Origin of the sequence: Streptomyces sp. NPDC051020 (assembly GCF_040683105.1) — a bacterium.
In the GTDB taxonomy this organism is placed as follows: Bacteria; Actinomycetota; Actinomycetes; order Streptomycetales; family Streptomycetaceae; genus Streptomyces.
Map to the genome: position 1 here is coordinate 23,956 of NZ_JBFBCG010000063.1, position 19,579 is coordinate 43,534.

General features: G+C 69.9%; 12 protein-coding genes and 4 pseudogenes. 5 read left to right on the forward strand and 11 right to left on the reverse strand.

What is annotated here, in order from left to right; translation table 11 throughout:
• Positions 1–23: 23 nt before the first annotated feature.
• The 3 genes from AB0N06_RS28130 to AB0N06_RS28140 all read right to left on the reverse strand — a co-directional run bounded on the left by AB0N06_RS28130 (position 24) and on the right by AB0N06_RS28140 (position 4,494).
• Positions 24–2,876, reverse strand: a complete 2,853-nt coding sequence (locus AB0N06_RS28130; protein ID WP_366137482.1) for an AAA family ATPase — start codon at positions 2,874–2,876, stop codon at positions 24–26.
• 77 nt (positions 2,877–2,953) lie between these two features.
• A complete protein-coding gene (locus AB0N06_RS28135; protein ID WP_366137483.1) occupies positions 2,954–4,309 on the reverse strand; it encodes an NAD(P)/FAD-dependent oxidoreductase in 1,356 nt (451 codons plus the stop codon).
• A complete protein-coding gene (locus AB0N06_RS28140) occupies positions 4,306–4,494 on the reverse strand; it encodes a bleomycin resistance protein (protein WP_366137484.1) in 189 nt (62 codons plus the stop codon). The genes AB0N06_RS28135 and AB0N06_RS28140 overlap by 4 nt, the downstream gene beginning before the upstream one ends.
• Positions 4,495–4,878: 384 nt before the next feature.
• On the opposite strand from AB0N06_RS28140, the pseudogene AB0N06_RS28145 reads away from it, so the two are divergent.
• Positions 4,879–5,007: pseudogene (locus tag AB0N06_RS28145) on the forward strand (sugar ABC transporter ATP-binding protein); the annotation flags it as partial.
• A gap of 115 nt (positions 5,008–5,122) precedes the next feature.
• Positions 5,123–5,800, forward strand: a complete 678-nt coding sequence (locus AB0N06_RS28150; RefSeq protein WP_366137485.1) for an NAD(P)H-dependent oxidoreductase — start codon at positions 5,123–5,125, stop codon at positions 5,798–5,800.
• Here the strand turns inward: AB0N06_RS28150 and AB0N06_RS28155 are convergent.
• A complete protein-coding gene (locus tag AB0N06_RS28155) occupies positions 5,762–6,073 on the reverse strand; it encodes a ferritin-like domain-containing protein (RefSeq protein WP_366137486.1) in 312 nt (103 codons plus the stop codon). The two genes, AB0N06_RS28150 and AB0N06_RS28155, sit on opposite strands and share 39 nt — an antisense overlap.
• On the opposite strand from AB0N06_RS28155, the pseudogene AB0N06_RS28160 reads away from it, so the two are divergent.
• Positions 6,072–6,252, forward strand: a pseudogene (locus AB0N06_RS28160) (transposase); the annotation flags it as partial. The gene AB0N06_RS28155 and the pseudogene AB0N06_RS28160 overlap by 2 nt on opposite strands.
• 107 nt (positions 6,253–6,359) lie before the next feature.
• Here the strand turns inward: AB0N06_RS28160 and AB0N06_RS28165 are convergent.
• The 5 genes and pseudogenes from AB0N06_RS28165 to AB0N06_RS28185 all read right to left on the reverse strand — a co-directional run bounded on the left by AB0N06_RS28165 (position 6,360) and on the right by AB0N06_RS28185 (position 13,702).
• Positions 6,360–7,183: pseudogene (locus AB0N06_RS28165) on the reverse strand (alpha/beta hydrolase).
• A 105-nt stretch (positions 7,184–7,288) separates the two neighbouring features.
• On the reverse strand, positions 7,289–10,117 hold the full coding sequence (locus AB0N06_RS28170) for an AAA family ATPase (RefSeq protein WP_366137487.1): 2,829 nt from the start codon (positions 10,115–10,117) through the stop codon (positions 7,289–7,291).
• 222 nt (positions 10,118–10,339) lie between these two features.
• A complete protein-coding gene (locus AB0N06_RS28175) occupies positions 10,340–11,782 on the reverse strand; it encodes a nitronate monooxygenase (protein ID WP_366137488.1) in 1,443 nt (480 codons plus the stop codon).
• Positions 11,783–12,035: 253 nt separating this feature from the next.
• Entirely contained in the window at positions 12,036–12,323 is a 288-nt protein-coding gene (locus tag AB0N06_RS28180; protein ID WP_366137489.1) for a hypothetical protein, read from the reverse strand.
• Between the two features lie 263 nt (positions 12,324–12,586).
• A complete protein-coding gene (locus tag AB0N06_RS28185; protein ID WP_366137490.1) occupies positions 12,587–13,702 on the reverse strand; it encodes an MBL fold metallo-hydrolase in 1,116 nt (371 codons plus the stop codon).
• 319 nt (positions 13,703–14,021) lie between these two features.
• Between AB0N06_RS28185 and AB0N06_RS28190 the strand changes: the two are divergent.
• Positions 14,022–14,156: pseudogene (locus tag AB0N06_RS28190) on the forward strand (NAD(P)H dehydrogenase); the annotation flags it as partial.
• 67 nt (positions 14,157–14,223) lie between these two features.
• Here the strand turns inward: AB0N06_RS28190 and AB0N06_RS28195 are convergent.
• The gene (locus AB0N06_RS28195; protein WP_366137491.1) at positions 14,224–16,641 is read right to left on the reverse strand and encodes a proprotein convertase P-domain-containing protein; all 2,418 of its coding nucleotides are present in this window, start codon (positions 16,639–16,641) and stop codon (positions 14,224–14,226) included.
• Between the two features lie 208 nt (positions 16,642–16,849).
• Complete coding sequence (locus tag AB0N06_RS28200; RefSeq protein ID WP_366137492.1) at positions 16,850–18,490, reverse strand: phospholipase A2; 1,641 nt, start codon at positions 18,488–18,490, stop codon at positions 16,850–16,852.
• 333 nt (positions 18,491–18,823) lie between these two features.
• Between AB0N06_RS28200 and AB0N06_RS28205 the strand changes: the two genes are divergently transcribed.
• Positions 18,824–19,567 (forward strand): transposase, encoded by a 744-nt coding sequence (locus AB0N06_RS28205; RefSeq protein ID WP_366137493.1) that lies wholly within the window; start codon positions 18,824–18,826, stop codon positions 19,565–19,567.
• Positions 19,568–19,579: the final 12 nt, after the last annotated feature.

Here is a 19,579-nt window from a genome sequence, read left to right on the forward strand (position 1 = left end):
CTGTTCAGTCTGACGAGACGGGATCACGCCTGAGGGTCGAGGCAGCCCAACCGCACCAGCGCCGGCTCCAGCTCCCGGCGCGAGGCGATCTCGAGCTTGGCGAAGATCTTCCGCAGATGCCATTCCACGGTCCGCCCGCTCAGACTGAGCCGGGCGCCGATCTCCGGGTTGGTGCGACCCTCGCAGGCGAGCCGGGCAATCATGGATTCCTGAGCGGTGAGCAGGCCCACCGCTTTCGTCGCCCGCCGCCGGACCCGCTCGCCGGCGACCGACAGCGCTCTTCGAGCGCGATCGGCGAAGGCCTCGGCGCCGAGCGTCGAGAGCTGGTCGAACGCGTCGCGGAGCGGGACCTGAGCCTGCCCGCGGCAGCCCTCCTGGTTCAGCCACTCGCCGTGCAGGAGTTGGGTGCGGGCCACCTCCAGCGGGAATCCGGTTCGGGAAAGCCGATCGACGGCCTCTCGGTAGAGGTCCTCGGCGGCCGGGCCGTTCGCCAGCAACGCTCGACAGCGCGCTTCGACTCCGAGTCCGAAGTCGGCATCCCCGGCTTGGGTCGAATCGGCCAGCCGGGCCAGGGCTTCGTGTGCGCTGAGCAGGTCCCCGGTCCGGACGGCAGCCTCCACGATCTCCGGCAGCGCCCACGAGGACGCGCCCACGCCCCACGGCTGCCAGCTCGAACGTACGGCCGCTGCCAGCGCCTGCTCGTGCCGGCCGAGGCCGTTGTAGAACACTGAGGCCGCCCATTCGGCGTGCGCGACGGCGGCACCGTGCCCATCGGCGCCCGCCTGCACGATCACGGCTCGGACCAGCTGCGGGGCCTCGGTCCAGTCGCCGCGCACAGCCGCCGCGGTCAACGCGGCAAAAGACAGGACCCTGATCCCGGTCGCCGCGCGCACCTGCTCGGCGTCGGCGGCGAGTTCTGCGGCGGCGACGAGGTCACCGGACCACGCAGCGGCCGTACCGAGGAGTTCCTGTACGACCGGCAGCCGGTGCACGGCGCCGGTCGCCCGGGCCAGCCGCAGGTGCAGTTCCAGCGCCGCCCGCCATGAACCGTGATCCCACAACGCTCCCGCGGCCGCCTGGGCGAACCAACCCCAGCGGACGACGTCCTCGGGCGCCATACCAGGACCGGTGAAGCGTTCGACCACCGATCGCAACGCAGGTGCCGCGTCGCGCGGACCCTTCGTCGCCAACCGGGTGAAGGCGTCCAGGACGATCTCCCGCGGGCAGGTGGGATCCGCCGCAGGCCGAGCGGTCCGGACGACAGCGCTGATCTGTCCGAGGGTCGCGGAACCGCCGGGCCCACCGGTGGACAGGGCGACGTACCAGGCGTCGAGGTACCCGTCCCGGGCTGCCTCCGAATCGACAGCCTCGGTCCGCGTCGCCGCGTCGAGCAGCTCTCCGGCCGGGACGGTGCCCGGGGCGGTCAGGAATCGGAGTTCCACGTCGAGCAGCGCGGACCGGGCATCCCTGGCCTCGTCGCGAGGTGCGCCCACCAAGGCGGCCAGCGCTTTGACCGCTTCGCCGAATTCGCCGCCGCGCAGGCCGGTCTGCGCGGCGGCGAGCAGGCGATCGGCGCGACGCCCGGGTGCTGGGGTCAGCTCTGCCGCCCGGCGCAGGAAAGCCGCCGCGGCGGCGAGGCCGCCGCAGGCCCGCGCGGCGTCCGCCGATCGTTCGAGCCCGGCGGCGACCTTCTCGTCCGGATACGGCGTGCCTTGTGCCCGATGCCAGGCCCGCCATTCCGCATCCGCCACCGGGTCCGCCGCCTCGGCCAGGGCCAGATGGGCCGCCCGCCGGCCGTGCTCGGTAGCGGCCTGGTGGACGGCCGTTCGCAGCCAGGGGTGCTGGAAGCGGATGCGGGCGCCGAACTCCACCAGGCCCGCCGCCTCGGCCGGGTCCGCCGCCTGAAGTGTGATGCCGGACCGCGCGGCGGACCGCCACACCAACGCGGAGTCGCCGCGCGGGTCCAGGGCCGCCAGCTCCAGCAACCGTCTCGTGGGGTCCGGCAAGCTTGTGAGCCGCTGCGTGAGTCCTTCCAGGACCGGCGCCGGTACCGACACCGCGCCGGGCAACCCGAACCCGCCGGCGAGTCGCGCTCCGGTCAGAGTCTGCGACAGTTCCCACAAGACCGCCGGGTTCCCGTGCGACTCGGCCACGATCCGATCGCGGACGCGTGCGTCGAGCGGTCCGCTCACCATCGTGTCGAGCAACGCGCACGCCTCGTCTTCCCTCAGCCCGGACAGTCGCATCTCGGGCAGTCCGGCCAGGTGGTCGCTGGGGCTGCGGGTGCCGAAGACCACGGCGACGGGATCGGCGCCCAGGCGCCGGGCCGCGAAGCCCAGCGCCCGTGCCGAGGGGTGGTCCAGCCATTGCTGGTCGTCCACCAGGCATACCACCGGGCGTTCCCCGGCGGCCGTGGACAGCAGGCTGAGGGTGGCCAGGCCGATGAGGAACTGGTCCGGCGCCGGGCCGCCGACCAGGCCGAACGCCGTCCGCAGAGCCGTCCCCTGCGGGGCCGGTAGACCTTCGATCCCGTCGAGCAGCGGTCCGCAGAGCTGGTGCAGGGCGGCGAAGGCGAGCCGCTTCGCCGGCCGGACCCCCGCCACCCGCATCACACGGCAGCCCCCGGCTTGGCCCGCCAGGTGGTCCAGCAGGGCGGTCTTGCCCACGCCGGAGGCGCCCCGGATCACGAGCGCCCGACTCCGCCCGGCTCGGACTGCGCCGATGATCCTGACCATCGCCTTCTGCTCGTCGCTTCGGCCGGCCAGATCCCCGCTCCGGTGGACCGGCTCGGCCGGCGCGGCGTCCGCCGCGCCGAGGATGTGCCGATCTGCTCCGTACCGAGTGCCGGCGCCGATGTGGACTGCGGTATGAGCCACGGGACGACGGCCGATGTCACCCGGGCGGTCAAGGATGCGACCCGTCGATTCCACGTCGTGCACCTCGGTTCGGATGCTCAGTCGCCGGCGGCATGTCGGGGGGCTGCGGCGATCCGGCCGCGAAGCGCCTTCAGTGCCTCGACGTAGATCTCTGAGAAGGTGGGGAACGGTTGGATCGTGTCGCGCAGGACATCGAGCGGCACCCGTGCGCGGATGGCCAGCGTCGCTTGTTGCAGCCACTCCCCGGCCTCGGGCCCGACCGCGTACGCCCCGGTCAGCACCTGTCCGTCGCTGAGCAGTGTCAGGAAGCCGATCGACTCGGAGTACTCGCGGGTATACGTGGCAGTCTTGGCCACCCCGGACACCGGGACAGTCGCCGTGTAGAGCGCCTCGGCCGCGCCCACCGAAGCCGCCTGCGGATCGGTGAAGACCGCGCGCGGCATCGCTGTGTAGTCGGCGAGGCGCGACTCTCCGAGGATGTTCGAGGCCACCACCTCGCCCTGGTACTTGCCGGCGTGGGTGAACAGCCACAGACCGGTCACGTCGCCGATGGCCCACAACTGCTCACCGGCGCGGAGCCGCCCGTCGACCGGGATCCCCCGCGCGTCGGCTAGGACGCCGACGGTCTCCAGACCGAGGTCGGCCACCCTGGGACGACGCCCGGTAGCGACCAGGAGCCGGTCGCCGCGGACCTCCCGGCCGTCGGCCAGGGTGAGGAGGTAATCCGCGCCGTCCAGCCGCGCCCGCGCAACCCGACGATCGAGGAGGATCTCCACGCCGTCCCGGCGCAGGATCTCCGCGACGGCCTCACCCAGCAGCGCGGGTTCGCGGCTCAGCAGCCGCTTACCGGAATGGACCAGAACCACCTCGCCGCCCAGGCGCCGCACGGCCTGGGCCATCTCCGCCCCCACCGCTCCGCCGCCAAGGACGAGCAGCCTCCGCGGCACCGCCTTCAGGCCCGTGGCCTCGCGGTTGGTCCACACGTCCGGCAGCTCCCGGAGTCCCGGGACCAGCGGGATCACCGGTTCGGAACCGGTCGCCAGTACGACGTGGCCGGCGGTGCACCGGGCCCCGCCGACCTCGACGACGCCCGGACCGGCGAGCCGTCCGCTGCCGCGCAGCAGCGTGATGCCTTTACTCGCCAGCCAGCGTTCCTGCCCGGAATCCGAGTAGTCGGAGACCATGAAATCGCGCCACGCCAGGGCTTCGCCGACATCGACCTGTGCGGTGGCTGCGGCTTCCCGGGCGGCGTGGACCGCCTCCCCGGGGCGGAGCATGGTCTTGGACGGAATACAGGCCCAGTACGAGCACTCACCACCGACCAACTGCTGCTCGACGAGGGCGACGCGCAGCCCTCCGTCCGCGAGTTCGCCTGCACAGTGCTCCCCCGGTGAGCCGCCACCGATGACGATTACATCGAAGTCACTCCTCACCCCAGCACCGCTTCCATGTGCTTGCCGGCGTCCGACACGGCCTTTTCGGAACTGTGTCCGGCGGCGCGGGAGACAATGTAGGCGGCGTACCAATCCGACCAGTGATGCGCGGGGGCGGACGCCTCGTACGAACCGTGGTGCTCCTCGGCCTCGCGCAACAGCTCGGTCAGTGTCTTCACGTCCATGACCAGACTTCTCTCCATCACGGGGATCGAATTGCGGGCAAGGCACAACCGTAGGCCGGTTCAGACCGCCTCGCGTGACCGGAAACGGCCACGCCAATGGCCTTTGGGCTGCCCGGACGGTCATTTGTCTGTGCTCAAACGGTTCGGATCGCGGGTCTCGGCCGAGTTGGCGGGCGTGAGCGCGCCCTCCCGCGGGAGACGCCGGCGTTCGCACACCGGGAGCGAAAAATAGGTCATTGTTCCTAGGCCTCGTCAGCGCGGTGAACGGGCCCGCGACCCACACCCGTCAATCCCCCACCGATCACAGTCGCATGACCGAAGCGGGCTGCCCGATTCCGCCTTGGCGTGAATGTGTTCGTCGCCGGCTTCATGGGCTCACCAGCCATGAACCTGATCGAGGTGCCGATCGTCGACGGCGACGCACAACTCGACGGCCTTGTGGTCCCCGTCGATCGGGAGACCTTCGTGAAGGGCTCCGAGGGCGCGGCCAGGACGCTGACCCTCGGCATCCGACCCGAGTCCTTCGTCCTGGTGGGGGATCCAGAGGGTGTGATCGCGCTGCGCGTCAACCTGTTCGAGGGGACCGGCGCCGACGCCTTCGCCGACTGTACCGCCATCGGCCCGCAGATTGCTGGCCGAGCGCCTGGCCGAGGCGGCTGTCGAGGAGCTGCATTCCCGAAGTGCCTCCGCACAAGCCCGCTTCATCGAGGTCCAGGAGCACGGGCAGACGTTGATCGGCACCCTCGTCACCGGACGACTGGTGGGTCCACTGCGGGCCGCACTGGCCACGGTGGCCGAAGCCGACGCTCCCATAGCGGTGACGCCGACGTACTCGGTCGCCTACCCCAACACGTTCAAAGCCTTCTTCGACGCGATATCCGCCTGGGACGTCGAGGCAGTGGCCGACATGCCGGTGCTGCTGGCCGCGCCTGGCGCCACCGCACGGCACGCGCTCATGCTGGATCCTGGGCTGCGGCCGGTGTTCACGCGGCTACACGCGAACGTGTTGCCGACAGCCGTGTTCCCCGAACTCGGGGACTGGGTCAGCGCCTCGCCGACTCTGTCGGGGCGAGGCGACCGGGCCGTCGGTGAGCTGGCCGGGGGGCGGTGCTCGGCGAGCCAGCGGTTGACCAGCCTTCGCCTCAGGCGGTCAGGGCGTCGCGTGGTGCTGCCCGCACTGTGCTGCCGAGTTTCGGAGAGACCTGACAGATGTCCTGGCCAACTGCCCTTGCTGACCGTTCTGGTTGGCCAGTCCGTCCTTCGCGCTTCAGGCGCTTCTGCCATCGGCGAGCAGACGCAGCTCTGAGGCCTCACGCTCCTCGTCCTCCAGCACACCCTCCAGCAACCGGCGCGTGGTCGGATCGGCGTCCCCCACCCAGCGGATCGCCTCTTGGAGGGTCTGCACCATGATCCGCGCGGCCAGCAGGTTCTCCCGGACCATGCCGACCACGTCCGCCGACGGAAGAGCTTGGTAGGAGGTGAACGACCGCGTGTGCAGCACCTCCGGATCCAGATTCGGTGTCCCGCCGAGCTGGTAAACGCGTTCGGCCAGGGCCCGGACGTTGGCCTGTGTCTGCACCCAGCTGCGGCTCGCCCGCCCGCTGGCGGCCGACCTGCGCCGGCCGTGGGAGAAGCCGAGCCCGCCGAACAGACTCCCCCTGCCCGCGTCCGCCGCGACATTCGGCACCTGCGCCCGCAGGTGGCCTGCCCCGCCAGAGCACCGAAACCCTCCCGCCTGGCCCGGGACGCCCCCCCGGCTGAACTTCCCCCGCTGTGTGGCGAAAGCTCAGGCCACCACCCGCCACCGCTCGGGTGGCCGGGCAGGCAACCGCGTATCCCGGCGGTCGTGATGCGGCGCCGGCCGCTCAGCCGGCGCCGAGGAAGGCGAGCAGGTCCGCGTTGAACGCGGTCTCGAACTCGCCGCTCAGGCCGTGCGGCGCACCGGGGTAGACCTTCAGCGTGCCCTGCGGCAGCAATTTCACCGCCTTGAGCGCGGCGGCCGCGATCGGCACGATCTGGTCGTCGTCGCCGTGGGCGACCAGCACCGGGATGTCAATCTTCTTGAGGTCCTCGGTCAAGTCGGTCTCCGAGAACGCCGCGACGCAGTCCAGGGCCGCTTTCAGGCCGGCCTGCATGCCCTGGAGCCAGAACAGACGGCGCCGGCCCTCGGACACTGCGGCGCCGGGGCGGTTGAACCCATAGAAGGACTCGCTGAGGTCGTAGAGGAACTGCGACCGGTCCGCGCGTATCGCGGCCCGGATGCCGTCGAAGGCCTCGATCGGGGTGCCCTCGGGATTGTCCGCCGTCTTGAGCATCAGCGGTGGAATCCCGCCGAGCAGCACCGCCTTGGCCACCCGCCGCGAGCCGTGGCGGCCGAGGTAGCGGACCACCTCGCCACCGCCCATGGAGTGGCCGACCAGAATCGCCTCGCGCAGGCCAGATGGTCCAGCAGCGCGGCGAGGTCGTCGGCGTGCTGGTCCAGGTCGTTGCCGTGCCAGGTCTGGGTGGACCGGCCGTGGCCGCGCCGGTCGTGCGCGATCGCCCGGAAGCCGTGCTCGGCCACCAGGTTCGCCTGGACGTCCCAGGCGTCGGCGTTCAGCGGCCAGCCATGGCAGAAGACCACCGGACGGCCCTGGCACCAGTCCTTGTAGTACTTCTCGGAGCCGTCGCTGAGCGTGATGGTGGGCATGGGGTCCGCCTCTCGGGATCGGGTATCGGCTTCCAGCCTCCCGATCCCGGCGCACCGGACCGCCAGGGTGCGCCACCGGTACGCACCCTGGTCGTCTGCGGATCGCTAAGCGTCCGGGCCTTGGTATTCCGCCTCGGCCAGGGCCTTCTCCAACTCCCGCCGTGAGGTGATCCCGAGCTTCGTGAACACCTTCCGGAGGTGCCACTCCACGGTGCGCGCGCTGATGAACAGCTGGGATCCGATCTCCGGGTTGGTCCGGCCCTCCACGGCCAGGCGCGCGATGAACGCCTCCTGGCCCGTCAGCGTGCTGACGACCTTGAGCGGCCGGCGCCGCGTCCGCTCGCCGGTGGCGAGCAGTTCCCGGCGCGCTCGCTCGGCGAAGGCCTGAAGGCCCAGGGCAGCCAGCACCTCCTCGGCGGCCCGCAGTTCGGTCCGGGATTCGACCCGTCGGCCTTCCCGGCGCAGCCACTCACCGAACAGCAGCCGGGCCCGTCCCGCCTCGGGGCGCAGCTGGGTGCGGCCGAGCCGGTCGATCGCCTCCCGGTAGTACCGTTCGGCCTCGGCTCCCTCGCTCAACAGCGCCTGGGAGCGACACGCGAGTCCCAGGCCCATGTCGGTGCCCGCCGCCTCTGCGCTCTCGGCGAGCCGGTCGAGCGCCTCCCGGGCCAGAGCGGTGTCGCCGGTGCGGACCGCGGCTTCGACCAGTTCCGGCAACGCCCACAGCGACACATAGAGGCCGGGACTCTCCGCACTGGCCTCCACGGCCGCGAGCAAGGCTTCGCCGTAGCGGCCGAGGCCGTTGTGGAGGATCGCCGACGCCCAGTTCGCGAACGCCGCCGCGACGCCCTGGCCGCTCGCGCGGGCCTCGGCGAGAGTTCCGGCGATCAACGGCATGGCCTCGCTCTCGTCGCCGCGCAGGCCCGCCTGCAGCATCGCGGCGAACGGCGCAAGCCGGCTCCCGGTGGCGCCGCGGACCGCGTCGAACTCCGCGATCAAGGAGGCCGTGGCGGTCATGTCGCCCGCCCACGCGGTGGCCGCGCCCAGGGCGGCGAGCATGACCGGCAGCTGGTCCAGGGCTCCGGCGGCCCGGGCCACCTCGACCTGACGGGTGAGCACGGCGCGCCAGGCTCCGTGGTCCCACAGGGCGCTGACGGTGGCCTGGGCGAACCATCCCCAGCGCAGCTCCTCCTCCGGAGCCATCCCCTCGGTGACGAACAGGCCGGCCACCTTCCGCAGCGCCGGCACAGCCGCGGCGGGTTCCTCCGTGACCAGGCGGGCCAAGGCGTCGAGGACCAGGTCCGCCAGGATCGGCGGGCCCTGCGGCGGCGGGAGGCCCAGAACCGCGCGCGAGACCTGCGTCAGATCTGCGCCGACGACCCTGCGGCCCGCGAACAGCGCCGCCATCCAGGCTGTGAGGTAGGTGTCCCGGGCCAGGTCGCGGTCCAGCGGTTCGATGCGCTTGGCGGCGGCCAGCAGCAGCGGCGGGGCCGCACTGCCCGTCCCGGCCGCGAAGCTGACATGGCCGCGGAGCAGCTCCACCCGGGCGGCCTGCCTCTCGTCCAGTTGACCGGCTTCGGCGACCGCCAGCAGGTCCAGGACGTCGCTCAAGGCACCGGCCTGCAGATGGGTCTGTGCGGCGGCCAGGATCCGCTCGGCGCGTCGCACCGGGTCGGCGCTGAGCAGCACCGCGCGTTGCAGGAACGCGGCCGCCGCGGCGAGTCCGCCGCGGGAGCGGGCTCGGTGCGCGGATGCCTCGAGCGCGGCGGCCACGTCCTCGTCGGGCCCGGACGCCGCCTCGGCCCGGTGCCAGGCCAGCCGGTCCGGATCCGCGTCGGCGTCGGTGGCTTCGGCGAGCGCGAGGTGCATGGCCTGGCGCTCGGCCACAGAAGCCGACCCGTAGGCGGCGGAGCGCAGCAACGGATGCCGGAAACGCACGCGCACTCCGAACTCCGCCATGTCGGCTCGGGCCGCCTCGGTGGTGGCGTGGAAGGGTATGCCCAGTGACTCGGCCGCCCGGAGGACGAGTGCCGAGTCCCCGGACGGATCGGCCGCCGCGAGTTGCAGCAGGCGCAGGGTGTCCGGCGGCAAGGCCCTGAGCTGCCGCACGTAGCTGTCCTCGATCCGGCCGGACAGGGGGACGGCGGCGAGCAGTCCGAACCCACCGGCGAGCTGAGCGGGAGTCAGGCCTCTGGGCAGCTCCAGCAGAGCCAGCGGGTTGCCGCGGGTCTCGGCGATGATCTGGTCCCGGACCTGAAAGTCCAGCGGCCCGGTGAGGGCAGATTCCAGCAGGGTTCTGGCGTCCTCCTCGGGCAGCCCGGCGATCGGCAGCTCGGACAGCCCTTCCAGTTCCACGCGCTCGTGCCGGGTCCCGAAGACCATCCCCACCCGGTCCGCGTTCAAGCGCCGCGCCACGAATCCCAGTGCCTGGGCCGACGCCTCGTCCAGCCAGTGATGATCGTCGATCACGCACACGACCGGTCGCTCTTCGGCCGCCCCCGCCAATAGGCCCAGCACAGCCAGCCCGACCAGGAAACGGTCCGGGGCCGGGCCCTGGCTCAGCCCGAAGGCGATCCGCAACGCCTCCCGCCGTGGCTCCGCCAACTCGGGAAGGCGGTCGAGCAGGGGCAAGCACAACTGGTGCAACCCGGCGAAGGCGAGCTCCATCTCCGTCTGGACACCGGCAACACGCAACACCCGGCAGCCCACCGCGAGTTCGGCCAAGTGGTCCAAGAGCACTGTCTTGCCCACTCCCGGATCGCCGCGCAGCACCAGGGCCTGGCTCTCACCGGCCCGTACCGTGTTCACCAGGTGGGCCAGAACTTTACGTTCCGGCCGACGGTTGTCCAGACTCCCGCCACGGCCGGGACCACGTTGATCGCCACTCATGATGCGGCTGAGGCTCGGGGAGTGTCTTCCGAAAAGGCTATGCGACATGCTACGAACACCATAACGGCTCCCCCTTCCCCCTTACGGCCCGCTGTGTCAGATCGCGACATGCTCCCTGGACAGGCCGTCAGGAACTCTGTCGAGAGCGTGATCCGAGAGCGAGATCGTTACACGGTGACTGCCGAGGAGCAACAGGTCACGCGGGCGGGAGGGAACACGGAGGTCCTGTGGCCGGGGAACCTGTCCGCGTATGGTTCGGGGCAGGGCGGTTCAGATCCGGTTCGCAAGCCTTTGGAGAGTATCGGCAGCGGGTTCGGACCTCGCTTCGCGATAGCCGGTCCCGGCCCACAGGTGGACCAATTGGGCGTTTCCGGCGTCGGCGGCTGCCTTCCGCAGTGGGCTGGTGAGGTGGTGGACGCCCGGGTAGCCGGCCGGGGCCACGGGGCCGTAGCGAGCCATGAAGTAATTGCGAAGACCCCGCGCCGGCCGCCCGGAGAAGGCGCGGGTGACCGCCGTGGTGGAGGAGACCGGATTCGCCAGCGCCGCCTTATGGGTGGCAGACGCAGCGCTTTCGTCGGTACGCAACAGCAACGTGCCGACCATGGCGGCCACCGCTCCCGCGTCAAGGGCAGCGGTGACGTCGGCCGGGCCGCCGATCCCGCCGGCCGCGAGGACGGGTAGATCGACAGTCCGACGGATACCGGCGATCAGATCCGGAAGGCCGACCTTGGGCAGCGGCCGTTCGGGGCTGAAGGTCGCGGAATGGCCGCCGGCCCCTGAAGCCTGCACGACGAGGGCGTCCATCCCGACCTCGGCCGCTCGGCGAGCCTCAGCGACAGTGGTGACAGTCTGCAGAAGGGTGCACCCGGAAGCGCGCAGAGCTTTGATGACGGCGGCATCAGGGATGCCGAACGTGAACGACACCCACGGCACCGACATGGCGGTGATCAGATCGACCTTGTCCCTCCACCCGTCGTCGTCCTCGACAGGCTCGTGCCCGGGAAGTGTGAGCCGGTAGCGATCAGCCTCGACTTGTACGGCGCGGGCGTAATCCCGGTAGGACCGCGTCGAGATGGGGATGGGCTTCGGGACGAAGAGGTTGACGCCGAACACCACGCGTTCGGCCCGGACCTCGGTGATCTGTTCTTCGAGCGACTCGGCTGTCTTGCATCCCGCCGCCAAGAACCCTACACTGCCGACCTTGGCGGCAGCGACGACGATGGCGGGCATGGTGGGGCCACCGCTCATGGGAGCGGCGAGAACGGGGAGCGCGATTCCGAGATCTGACAGGATGTCGGCCACAACGACTTCCTTGAGTGGGATGAGATGGCACCACGCCCCGGCTCGGAAATCGACCACCGCTGATCCCAACTGCAGCTCCACCCAGCCCAGCAGATCATCGGCGAGCGCCTCCCAGCCGGCCGTGGCAACAGTGTGGTGACAGGCGGCGGGATACTCCAGGTATCCGGTCACCGCCGTCGATCTCTGATACCTGGCAGCGGAGTTGAAAACGGCCTTGGCCGGAACCGCCAGGTCTCTGCGGCCCGCGACCAACATCAACGGCGCGCGGGCAGCCGCACGATAGTCGACGGTGGGCTCGCCAGCCGCCATAGGCCGCCGAACAGCACGGTCCGGTATCGGCGGCGCGCAAATCGACACGCCGGCCGCACCGATTCCACGATCCAGAAGCAGCTGGACGACGAGACATAGCAATGCCCGATCAGAATGGGGTTGCCGGGCAGGGTATCGGCGAGGCGCGTGTAATCGCCGGTCGCGGCGGTGAGCTTGGCCCGCTCGGCGGGATCGCTGTACCAGTCGGCGCAACCCACTGACGAACGCTCCGCAGAAACCGCGGAGGAGATCACGCTGTAGCCTCGTGACATGTAGCGCGTAGTCCAGGGACGCCACAGGTCGTGGGCCATACAGGGACCGTGAATCATCAGGACGCTGTCAACATGGCCGCTGTTCATGACTCGATCGATTCCGCCTCGGCCCTGGCTTTGGCAGTAAGGACGTCCGGCTGTGCCGGCGGCTCCTTGGTACGGCGGTGCCGGCCAGGCCTCGGTTTCGAAAGCGTGATCAGACCCAGCGCCGCCAGGAGCTCGCGCGCGTTGTCGGCATCGGCGGCGTGCGCGGCCACGTAGCGCGCGGCCCGCTCCCGGTCCAACGGGCTGGTCTCCACCGAGGCGGCCAGCGCGACACCGTTCGGGGCTCCCACCATCGCGGAGAAGCTCTTCGTCTTGTTCACTGTCACCGGCAGCCTCCGATCATCGTGTCACCCGGCGTGAACGGCGCTCGACGAACAGCCGTCGCCGGGACGGGAACGGCCCGTCACCAGGTGCGTCCAAGACGGCCACTGGACCACGCGGCGGACGGCGTCCGCATCGGCCAGATGACAGTGGCCCGACTCCAGCCGCCGACGTCGTCGGGGACGACCCGTCGCGCTGCCGAAGGATCGTCGGATGACCTACGCCGGCGCTGGAGTACCCGCCCCGGCGCCGGCGTGGCAAGCGGACCTCAGGGGCGGATGCCGTTCGGCCCGAGGAAACCGGTGTCGAGCCGCAGCGATTCCATCATCGCCCAGGCGTTGTCGAAGGTGAACACGTCAGCCGCGGCCAGCACCCCCGTGTACTTCGCCACCACGGGCGCGGCCGCCGTTTCGGCCACCGCGTCCAGATAGGTCTTGAAGATCGCCCAGGCGTTGCCCTGCGGCCCGTACTTGGCGACGATCGCCGTCGGATCGACCGAGGTCAGCGCGGCGCGGGCGCTCGCCTCCAAGTCGTTTATGTACTGAATCTGTGTCCGGCCGTCCGCGCGAACTCCCAAGCGCCCCACATGCCCACCCACCAGCGTCTGCCACGGGTAGCTCATCGCGATACGCTGCGCCTTGATCCAGTTGGGGATCTCCTGGGAGACCGCCAGGCCCCGGAACGGCACCCAGCCCGGGAACAGGACGTCGACCAGCATCAACGCGGCATAGTCCGGGGCGTAGATGAAAATGTTGTCCGGGCTGTGGTTGGGGCCGTGGTAATCCAGGTGCAGCGTCTCACCGCCAACCCTGAGCCGGTACTTGTCCTCGAACGTCACGTTGGGCAGCGGCCGGTTCGGGTCGGCCGCGCGCTCCAGGAGCCTGGCCGTCTCGGCGTGGGCTATCCGCACCACGTCGGGCCCGAACAGCACGGAAGCTCCGATGTGGTCGGCGTGGGAGTGCGAATAGACCTGGTGGGTGACCTCGCTGGGCCGACCGTTCACCCTGGTGACGTCGTCGATCGCGCGCAGCAGATTGTGCCCGATGGTCGGCGGAGCATCGACCATCACGACACCCTGCCGAGTGGAAAGGAACATCGCCTGGTTGGCCCCGTCGGTCACCCAGTACAGATTCCCCGCGATCCGACCGACGTGGTAGCCGTTCGCGTTCAGCGCGGGGCCGAGGGCAGAGGCCGGAATCGGCGCGAAGTCGGGCAGCTCTGTGGCGCCGGCACGGGTTGATCCAGGCAGAGCTGCGGTGTTGGCATAGGCAGGTTCGACCAGGACGCCGCCGACCAGCGTCGCGGCCACCGGGACGGCCAGCGCCGTCGCCGCCCCCTTCAGGAAGCGGCGACGGTCGGCCGGTGTTCGAGGGGCTGATGTCATTGGAGTCAGTACCTTTCGTGGTCGGTGAAGCGTGCGCCGTGAGCGCCCTGCGGGTCGCATGAAGATCGCACCCGGCGACCGGCGTTGCGGAGAGCGCTCACGGCGCTGGACAGAAGAACGTTCCGGCAAGGGACTCGCCTCGACGCGATCGACGGTAAGCGCAGATCACTGGTCGGGGCCTCAGTCAAATGGCAGGCCTTCCGGCCCGCCGCGCAGTGCTGGTCAGATGACTGATGTGCCCCTGTGTCGCGGCATTAAGTCTGGGAAACGCACGGCCGTCGGTCCAAGCGGCGGCCCGGATCCACAGGAGTACCGCCCCATGGACGAGTTGTCCCCGCCGGTCACCGTGTCAGTGATCTACTACTCCGCGACCGGTGGCACCTTCGCCCTGGCCAAGGCCGCGGCCACCGCAGCCGAGAAGGCCGGCGCCGAAGTGCGGCTGCGCAAAGTGCCCTGCGCATGAAAAGGCACAGCCCGGGGAGTTTCCCTGGGCCGTGCCTTCACCACTGCTCAGGCGTCTATCAGAACGTCAGTGTCCAGTCGTCGATCGTGCCGGTGGTACCGGTCGTGACGTCGGTGACGTGGAGCTTCCAGGTGCCGAGCATCGGGGAGGTGCTGGTGTCGACGGTGTAGGTGCGTTTGATGTTGATGCCGGTGTCGGTGGTGGATGCCGCCTTGACCAGGTACACCTTGCCGTTGGGGTCGAGGAGTTCGATCTTCAGGTCGCCGCGGCGGGCGTGGGTGGCTTCCACGTGGACCTTGGTGCCCTTGGAGGCGTTGCCGGTGATGCCGGTGGTGCTGCTGAGATTGACCGGCGAGTCCACGGCCGACCCGTTGTCGGGGACGGACAGAACGGTCTGGTTCTCCAGGGAGGTGAAGGTCAGTGACCAGATGGTGAGGAAGCCGCGGGAGCCGGTGGAGGTGTCCTGGACGAGGAGTTTCCAGGTTCCGTTGGCGGGGGAGAGGCTGGCGTCGACGACGTAGACGCTGCTGAGGTTGCCGCCGTTCTCGGTCGGGCTCGATGATTTGATGGGGTAGGTGCGGCCGTCGGGGGCGAGCAGGTCGATCTGCAGGTCGCCGCGCCAGTCGTGGGTGCCGCCGACGAACACCCGCAGGGTCGAGGGTGCGTTGCCGGGCATGTTCGCGACGGTGAGCTGCGAGGTGAGGGTGCCGGGGTCGGGGATCGCGTAGGAGCCCCTCTGCTCGAAGGAGTTGGCGAAGGTCAGTGACCATGAGGTGAGGGTGCCGCGACGGCCTGTCCCTACGTCCTCGACGAGGAGTTTCCAGGTGCCGCCCGCGGTGGCGGTGTGGACGTCGACGGTGTAGGTGGTGTTGATGGAGGTGCCGGCCTCCGTCGAGTTCAGCGGGCGCAGCGGGTAGGCCTGGCCGTCCGGGGTGAGGATGTCGATCCTGAGGTCACCGATGTATTCGTGGGTGATGGCCACCGACACCTTCGTGGTGTACGAGGCGTTGCCGGGGACCCCGTCGGCGGTGATCGGCGCCTGGAGGATGCCCGGGTCGGGGATGGCGTAGTCCTTGTCGTTGGTGATGGTGGTGGGGCGGGGTTTGGCGTCCGGTTCCGGATCGGGGGCGGTGCCGCCGATCGCCTGGCCGACGTCGATGCGGCGGGTGGTGCCGCCGGTGTATGTGATGGGCTTGCCGGTGGTGGTCAGGCGGGCGAGCAGGGCGGTGAGGTTCTCGGTGCGGAAGGCCTGGTGGAGGATCGCGAGGACGCCGGTGACGTGGGGGGTGGCCATGGAGGTGCCGTTCTTGACGCCGTAGGCCCCGCCGGGAAGGGAGGAGGTGATGTTGGTGCCGGGGGCGAAGTAGTCCAGCAGCGGGCCGAGGTTGCTGAAGGTGGCCGGCTGGTCGTCCTCGGTGCTGGCGCCGACCGTGACGGCGGAGGCCACGCAGCCGGGCGCGCTGACCGCGTCGGGGTAGCCGTTGTTGCCGGCGGCGACGACGGTGGCCACGCCCGAGCCGAAGAGGCTGTCGATGATCAGCTTGCGGGGGTCGGTGTCGCAGGCGGAGGTCCAACGCCCGGCGCCCAGGCTCAGGTTGGCGGCGATGACGTTGGTGCCGGCGTTCTTCAGCGCGAGCACCTTCTCCAGGGCCTTGATCTGCGAGCTGGTGAAGGACAGCACGCAGGGGGCGGCGCCGACGCCGCAGTAGTCCTCGGAGTCGATCTTCGAGAAGACCTGGAGGGCGATCAGGTCCGCTCCGGGAGCGACACCGTAGTGGGGCGCGCCGGTCAGGCCGTTTCCGTCGCCGGCGGCGATGCCAGCCACGTGGGTGCCGTGCTCGCAGGCGGTGCCGAGGGTGGCGCACACGCCGGCGTCGGCGTCGGCGCTGCCGGTCCCCTGCTGCTCCATGGTGCCGTCGGGGCAGAGGCTGGTGGCGGCGTAGGTGGCGTCGTTGACGGAGTAACACGCCTCGGTCTTGACCCGGTTGGACAGGAACGGGTGGTGGGTGGCCACGCCTGTGTCCAGGATGGCGACAGAGACGCCGGAGCCGGTCTTGCCCGCCGCGATGGCCTTGTCACCGCCGATCAGGGGGACGCTCTCGTTCAGCGTCGGCGGCACCGGCACGTCCTCGGTGACGCTGACCACGCCTGGTTGTGTGGCGAGCTTGTCCAGGCCGTTCTTGTCGACCTTCAAGGTCACCAGCGGCAGCTTGTCGAAGGACTGCGCCTTCTTGCCGGCGGTCGCCGCTTCGGGCAGGTCCGTGCGGGTCTCGGTGACGACGTTGACGCGGACGACGGTGCCGCCCTTGGCTTTGTCGCGCACCCTCGGGTCGACCGGGTCGTGGTGCCCCGCGGATGCCGCCGAGGCTGCGGCGGCCGTGCCGGTACGCGGCAGGGGGCCGGCATCCGCCGGTATCGCGGTGAACAGCGTGGTTGCCGCCGCGGCGGCAACCACGGCACGTATGGCTCTCTTCACGTTCTACTCCACCGAAAGGGGGTGAAAGGGGTGCTCGAAAGGGGTGCTTGGGGCAGTGGTGTGCCCGCTCGGCGCATGAAAAGGGGCCGGGCGGCGAGAGGTTCTCGCGCCGCCCGGCCCCGGGGCCTCTCTTTCGGAAGGCCCTAGCGCTCAGCAGGCCGAGACAGCCGATCGATCAATGGGGGAAATCCGCCGCCAAGGGCTGGGCCTACCACATCGCCCCCGTCGCGTTTGCGCCGTTCACCGGGTTCCCGCCGACCCTGACGGCTCGCCAGTAGCCCCAGGCGATGGTCCTGCAAAAGCCGCTGGCCCGGTAACGCGGGCAGGTTTGGTCCCTGAGCAGTCCGTAGAACTCGCCGTCGGCGTCGAGCTTTTTGTCCGGGGTCATGCGGCGGAAGTAGTTCTTGTACCAGTTGCCGATGACTCCGTAGGCGTAGTCGTGCCCGTCGCACGCGGTCTTGAAGTTGAAGCCGAACGGCGCGTCCAGCGCGTGGGTGCAGTGGTCGTAGTGGATGCCCATGATCCAGCGGCTATTGGGAAGCTGCCTCCAGTTCGGAGTACGCCAGCCGTAGTGAGCGACACTCGTGACGCACTCCCCGAGCTGCCACCAGATCCACCTCATGGCCCAGTCGCAATACGAGGGCTGGATTCCGCCGTCGGTAGCGGGTTGAGGGTCGGGCATGGTGACGGGGGCGGTCGGGTCGGGTGTCGTGCCGACGGTCTGCACCGCGGCCGGGGCGGCGGCGTCACCGGTGTACGTCAGGTCCCATTTGGAACCGGCGGAGTTGGTGACGGTGGCCAGCCGGTCGTAGGTGTCGTAGCTGTAGGCGCCCAGGTCCTTGCTGTCGGCCGGGTTGGTGACCTTGCGCAGCAGGCCGGAGCCGTCGTAGGAGTAGCTGGCCTGGGTCCGTACGGTCGACCCGGAGGTAACGGTGATGTTCTTCACCCGGCCGACCACATCGCCGAGGGTCTCACCGGACGCGGTGGTCGCGGTGGCATAGTTGACCTTGACGGACTGCGCCGCGGCCTCGCCCATGGCGGGCTCGTTGACGGTGGACACGCGGCCGGCGCTGTCGTAGGAGACCGTGACCTGCCCGTACGCGGTGTTGCCCGCGGCCGCCACACGCCAGTTGTCGCCGCCGCCGCCGACCTGCTTGTACGTGTAGGAGGGCTTGAGGTCGGCCGCGGGGATCGGGTTGCCGAGCGCGTCGACGGGGACGTCGTCGCCCGTGACGGGCGTGGCCAGGTCGACGTTCAGCGTCTCGACGACGGTGGTCTTCAGCACCCCGGCGAGGTCGTCCCACTTGACGGTCTGGACCAGCGTGGAGCCGTCGGTGGCCGTGTAGGTGTTGGTGCTGCCGCCGTTGGTGCCGGCGAGGGAGTCGGTCAGGTCGTAGCGGGTGGACTCGTTGGCGGTCAGGTCCGTCGTCGTGATCGAGCCGGAGCCCTGGGTCAGCGTGCGGTTGAGCTGGCCGCCGAGGAACTCGGCTTCCCAGCTCGGGCCGAACACGCCGAGGTCGGAGCGGCTGGTCGGGGCGTCCTGCGCCTGCGCGACGCCCACGGGCTGACCGACGACCGAGTGGGAGCGGCCCATCAGGCCCGCCGAAACGTCAGTCTCGGCGAGCTCGAAGGTGTTGCTCGCGGACGCATAGTTGCCGGGACCTATTGGCTGGATCGTGCCTGCGGAATAAGGCTGGTCGGGCACCTCGGCGGCTGAGGCCGGCTGCTGCGGGATCAGCAGCGTGAGCACTGCGGCGGCTATGACAGGAAATGTGGATCTTCGCACGAAGGTCCCCTCTTGACTGAAATCGGCGTGGATGACGACGGTCACGATCTTGAGAGTGCACATGCCACGTTCATGTATGTGAACCGACGGCAGACATAAAGTGGCGTGTCCACGACGTCGACGCTAGATCGCGGCCCGCGTGCCAGCATCGGTCACATGACTGCAGCCGTGCTCGCCATGGGCGCGCAGTCGAATGTCGTTACCACAAGTAACCAGTTAACTGGTAGGGCTTGGTCAGATTTGGATCCACTGAGCGTGTCTTTTGGCTCGGTTGATAGTTGAGGGGGTGTGACTCCAGACGAGATAGCTCCGGCGCGTGGTGAGTTGGAGGCGTTCGCGGCAGAGATGTTCGAGCCGTTCGCGCGCAACGACCAGCGCCGGTAGGGCCAGGTCTACCTGCGCGGACTGCTGAGCGAGGGCGAACGCAAGTCGGTCGAGCCGATGGCTGCCCGCCTCGGGGAGGGCGGGAACCGGCAGGCCCTGGCTCACTTCATCACCACCAGCCCGTGGCATCCGGCCCATATCCTGGCCCGCCTGGCCTGGAGGACGGAGGCGGAGATCCGGCCGACCGCGCTGGTCTTCGACGACACCGGCTTCCTGAAGGACGGCAGCGCCTCGGCGTGCGTGTCGCGGCAGTACACCGGCACTGCGGGCAAGGTCACCAACTGCCAGGTGGGTGTCTCGCTGCACCTGGCCTGCGACCATGCCTCGGCGGCGGTCAACTGGCGGCTGTTCCTGCCTCAGAGCGGGGATCTGGCATCGCCGGAGGCAGACCCGGCCAAGGTCGCCCGCCGCCGGTCCTGCGGTATCCCCGAGGACGTAGGCCACGTGGAGAAGTGGCAGCCGGCCCTGGACATGGCCTGCGAGATCCACTCCTGGGGGACCGAGGTGCCACTGGTCATTGCGGACGCCGGACACGGCGACGCCGCAGCCTTCCGGCTCGGGCTGAACGCCCGCGGCATGCATGACACGGTCGGGATCTCTACCACGCTGACGGCCCATCCCGGCGACGCGGTGCCGGTGTGCGAGGTTCCCCCGCAGCGCGGGAGTGGCTGGCTAGTACTCCAGCGGCAACACCGTTGCGTTTGGCCCCTGAGCTGTATGTCAAGCCCTGCTGAACAGCGCAACGGGACCACCTGATAGATCAACGAT

Bases quoted from the DNA above. Each gene is read 5' to 3' on its own strand.
- AB0N06_RS28140 (WP_366137484.1), bottom strand. From the start codon at position 4,494: ATGGACGTGAAGACACTGACCGAGCTGTTGCGCGAGGCCGAGGAGCAC.
- AB0N06_RS28170 (WP_366137487.1), bottom strand. From the start codon at position 10,117: ATGTCGCATAGCCTTTTCGGAAGACACTCCCCGAGCCTCAGCCGCATC.
- AB0N06_RS28185 (WP_366137490.1), bottom strand. From the start codon at position 13,702: ATGACATCAGCCCCTCGAACACCGGCCGACCGTCGCCGCTTCCTGAAG.
- AB0N06_RS28200 (WP_366137492.1), bottom strand. From the start codon at position 18,490: ATGTGCACTCTCAAGATCGTGACCGTCGTCATCCACGCCGATTTCAGT.